This is a genomic window from Hymenobacter lapidiphilus, from assembly GCF_013377885.1.
Taxonomy (GTDB): Bacteria; Bacteroidota; Bacteroidia; order Cytophagales; family Hymenobacteraceae; genus Hymenobacter; species Hymenobacter lapidiphilus.
In genome coordinates this window covers 1-3,848 of record NZ_JABKAU010000077.1, presented here as the reverse complement: position 1 = coordinate 3,848, position 3,848 = coordinate 1, and the positions used below count along the sequence as shown (strand labels likewise).

Annotated in this window: 4 protein-coding genes; 2 read left to right on the top strand and 2 right to left on the bottom strand. The window is 58.0% G+C overall.

The features are described 5' to 3' along the window. Positions 1-76: 76 nt before the first annotated feature. Positions 77-823, bottom strand: coding sequence for a DUF4397 domain-containing protein (locus HW554_RS20040; protein WP_176910304.1), 747 nt, complete (start codon positions 821-823; stop codon positions 77-79). A gap of 179 nt (positions 824-1,002) precedes the next feature. Between HW554_RS20040 and HW554_RS20035 the strand changes: the two genes are divergently transcribed. Both HW554_RS20035 and HW554_RS20030 read left to right on the top strand, forming a co-directional pair. After that, complete coding sequence (locus tag HW554_RS20035) at positions 1,003-1,596, top strand: hypothetical protein (RefSeq protein ID WP_176910303.1); 594 nt, start codon at positions 1,003-1,005, stop codon at positions 1,594-1,596. A 112-nt stretch (positions 1,597-1,708) separates the two neighbouring features. Continuing rightward, entirely contained in the window at positions 1,709-2,911 is a 1,203-nt protein-coding gene (locus HW554_RS20030) for a THUMP-like domain-containing protein (protein WP_176910302.1), read from the top strand. Positions 2,912-3,040: 129 nt separating this feature from the next. Here HW554_RS20030 and HW554_RS20025 read toward each other — a convergent pair whose 3' ends face one another. Continuing rightward, on the bottom strand, positions 3,041-3,622 hold the full coding sequence (locus tag HW554_RS20025) for a DNA-3-methyladenine glycosylase (RefSeq protein ID WP_176910301.1): 582 nt from the start codon (positions 3,620-3,622) through the stop codon (positions 3,041-3,043). Positions 3,623-3,848 lie beyond the last annotated feature (226 nt).

The window sequence follows — 3,848 nt, the reverse complement described above, 5'->3', positions numbered from 1 at the left end:
GATAGTGTTTAACGACCGATGCCTGCCTCCCTTTGGGGAGGCAGGCATCGGTCGTTAAACAAGTGGTTGTAACCGCTTAGTTATTGGCAACAATCGAGGCTTTGGGCAGCTTGGCCGGCTCCAAGCTACCGGCAATGCCGCGCACAACTATTGTGTAAATTTTACCGGCTTCATAGTTTTTGGTGCCGGTACCCGAACCCGAACCGTCGCCTACTTTCACTACAGTAGTCGAAGCAGGACCAGTGGTGATATTGAGGTCGTATGTGCCAGCGGCAACCGAAACGAAGGGCGAAGCCTGTCCAAAGGCAGCAACTGCATTGGGCACGTCACCCGTACCCGAAATGGAAGTCTGAGACAGCTTGACGGGAGAAGGACCATTGAAGACCAAATGCACGATCCGGATTTTTGTCTGGCCGGCAGCAGGTGCCGTCAAGTCATCCTCGATAGGCAGCAGGTCGACAGTAGTAGCGGAATTGGGGTAAGCAAATACCGAGTAATTCTTGCCGCTGGCAACGGTTATCGGCTTTTTATTGACGGCCGTTACTATCGGGTTACTGCCGGCCACATTAATTGTAAACGTGGGGCTACCAGCCGTTACGGCGAAGTAATTGGTGTTGCGACCATAGTCGAGGGTTGAGCCGGCTGCTACGTCATTTACAAGGGCCTGCACTCCTATCGGAGCCGAAGCGGCACCATGCACGAGCATTACTTGGCCCTGCTGTGGAGCGGGGTCTTTATCGTCGTCGCCGCAGGCCGAAAAAGCCAGCATAGCAGGTAAGGTGGCCAAAAGAGCAACGGGGCGGATGGAAGAAAACAGCTTCATAAAAAAGGAAAAGAAAGGGTGGCTTGAATGGCAGACCAACGAAGGCCAGGTGCTTTTTGTTGGATAGAAGAAATTTTATTCCTCGGTGAATTGCACTTTTTTCCCGTCGAAGGCCTTAGCAAGCACAGTTACATCGTTGTAATTTTGCTCCCATGAATCACTGTGTTTTGTCTTCTGCTTTGCGTGTATCTGGGCGCGTTTTTCTGGTAATTCTGCTGTGCTTTGCCGGTTTAAGCCACCAGGCCCAGGCCCAGCATACAGGTCCTATCAACCTGGCCCCCGACGACCAGGAACGTGGCTTGAATGGGCCGCAGAAAAACTTCTACTTTTCCCTGAGTAACAACCCAACTGAGAGGAGCTACCAGAACGCGGGCTTCTTTGGCCAGCGGCTGCGCCCTTACCTGGCAGGTGAGCCGGATGCACTGGCTGCACTTGGCCGCTACCGTCGTCAGAAGATGCTGTTTCTGGCTGAACGGGTAGTATTTGTAAGTGCGGCAGGCCTTTACGGCCAGCAGGTGCTTTCAGCCCCCGATCGGCAACAATACTTCAACAACACCCAAAAAGTGGCACTTGGGGTGGCAGCGGCCAGCCTACTCACCAATATTTTTGTTTCGCGCAATACCAACACCCATTTCCAGCGCGCAGTAGCAGCCCACAATGTTGGCCACACCGCCCGAGGTACGGGCCTGTTGCGGCAGTTGCAGCCCACTGCTGTGGGTGTGGCGGCCAGCGCTACTGGCCGGCCCCTGCTGGCCCTACGCTGGAGCCTGTAATATGCAGGCTGTGCCTTGCAGACGTTTCGAATATGTCTGCAGCACAAAAAGCCGCGGCCATCCGGTAGCTTACAGTTCCGGGGCTTGCAGCTTAAAGAAGTAGCTTCGCACCATGGAATACCCGCTGCCCGCGGCGGCTCGCCAATATGTGGCCGAGCACCTGCACGACGACCCCGCCCAACTGGCCCTGCAGGCCCGCCGTCATCCCAACCTCCCCGTTCCTGAGCTGGTACGTCAGATTCAGGCCCGCCAGAAAGCCCGGGTAAAGCTACCCATCTGGGCTGCTAACCCCGATCTGGTTTTTCCGCCCGCGCTTTCGGTCGAGCAGGCTTCTTCCGACCGCACGGCTACTTTCAAAGCCGATTTGGTGCGCGGAGCGGAGCGTCTGGCCGACCTTACCGGCGGCTTTGGCGTCGACTCGGCCCACTTTGCTGCTACGGTGAGCGAGGTACATTACGTGGAGCGTAACGCCGCGCTGGCCGATGTGGTGCGCTATAACCTGGCCCAGTTGGGCATAGAGAACGTGCAGTGCCACGCCACCGACGCCGCGCACTTCCTGCGCGATTCGGCCGATACCTACGACTGGATTTACCTCGACCCGGCCCGACGTGATACGGCCGCCAAGAAGATTTTTCGCCTCCAGGACTGCGAGCCCGACATCCTGCGCCTGCTGCCGCTACTGTTGCGCAAAAGCCCGCGTATCCTGCTCAAAACTTCGCCCATGCTCGACATTGAGCAGGCACTACGGGAGCTGGGCCACGTGCGACGGCTGTGGATAGTAGCCGTGGATAACGAGTGCAAGGAAGTGCTGTATGAGTTGGGCGAGGAGGCCGCCGTTGACCCAGAGCGGTACACCGTGAACCTGCGCCGCGATGGTACCCGGCAGGAGTTTCGCCTTAACCGGGCCCGGGAGGCCCGCGCCATTGCCCGCTACGCCGAGCCGCGGCAGTTTCTCTACGAGCCCAACGTGGCCGTACTCAAGGCAGGGGCTTTCAAGAGTGTGGGCACGGCTTTCGAGCTGCTGAAGCTGCACCAGCACAGCCACCTCTACACCTCCGACACGCTGCACGCCGACTTTCCCGGCCGCATTTTCCGCATTCTGGCCGTGGAGAAATACGACGCCAGTACCCTACGCGCCTACCTTGGTCCGTCCGTGCGCGCCCACGTAACCACCCGCAACTTCCCCGATTCAGTGGCCGAGTTCCGCCACCGCACCGGTATCCGCGAGGGCGGCGACCTGTACCTGTTCGCCACCACCAGCCACGAAGGCAAGCTGCTGGTACTGGTCTGCAGACCACGGGTCAGCACGGATTAAAGCGGATTTCACGGATTTTGTAGATGATTCAAAAGCCACCTCAAACGAGGTGGCTTTTAGCTTTTGTCAACCACGCATACTGGCGAAAGCACACTATTAAGTACGTCTACAGAATCCGTGCGATACGCTTTAATCCATGATCCGGAAGTTCCACGGCAGACCAGCGGCCACGGACCCGGCGTACTCCAGGCCGATACGGGGGCCGGCGAGGATTTGGTTGGCGGGAATAATTTCGCCGTGGTCTTCCACCCAGAGCAGGTCGCTCTGCAGCTCGGTGCCGGTAAAGGCGGGCGTGAGGCCCAGCGCCTGCGTGAGCATACCGGGGCCGGCCGTAAGGCGGTTGGGCTTGATGGAAGCGCCCCGGCGCTCCTGCATGATATCAAGGCCCACGAGCGGCTCGATGGCGCGGAGCAGTACAGTATCGGTTTTGCCGGCTTCGTTGGTGCAGATGTTGAACAGCGTGTGGCGCTGATAGACTTTATAGAGGTACGCCCGGCCACCGGGTTCACGCAGAGCCTGGCTGGCCGAGCTAAGGCGCTTCAGGTGCATCGTCAACGAGTCGTCGCCGAGGTGTGAGTAGGCTTCGGTTTCGATGATGCGGCCGCCGGTGAGTTGGCCATCGACCCGCGAGAAGACGTACTTGCCGAGCAGTTCACGGGCAATCTGCACCGGGTCGGGGCGGCGGTAGAACTCGGGCGGCAGCTTTTGCATGGTGGCGAGAGGTGAGAAAAGGAACGAAACCCGAAGACAAAAGAAACGTCATTCTGAGCGAAGCCGAAGAATCTTGTGGGCTGACCTTATAACGAAGCTGTTTAGGAAGTACCCGGAATCCATTAGAACGTCATGCTGAGCGTAGCCGAAGCATCTCTACCGCTTCGCTGAATGACTGTAACGAAACGGTAGAGATGCTTCGACAAGCTCAGCATGACGTTCTTTA

Coding starts and splice junctions, on each gene's coding strand:
- HW554_RS20040 (WP_176910304.1), bottom strand. CDS start 823: ATGAAGCTGTTTTCTTCCATCCGCCCCGTTGCTCTTTTGGCCACCTTA.
- HW554_RS20030 (WP_176910302.1), top strand. CDS start 1,709: ATGGAATACCCGCTGCCCGCGGCGGCTCGCCAATATGTGGCCGAGCAC.
- HW554_RS20025 (WP_176910301.1), bottom strand. CDS start 3,622: ATGCAAAAGCTGCCGCCCGAGTTCTACCGCCGCCCCGACCCGGTGCAG.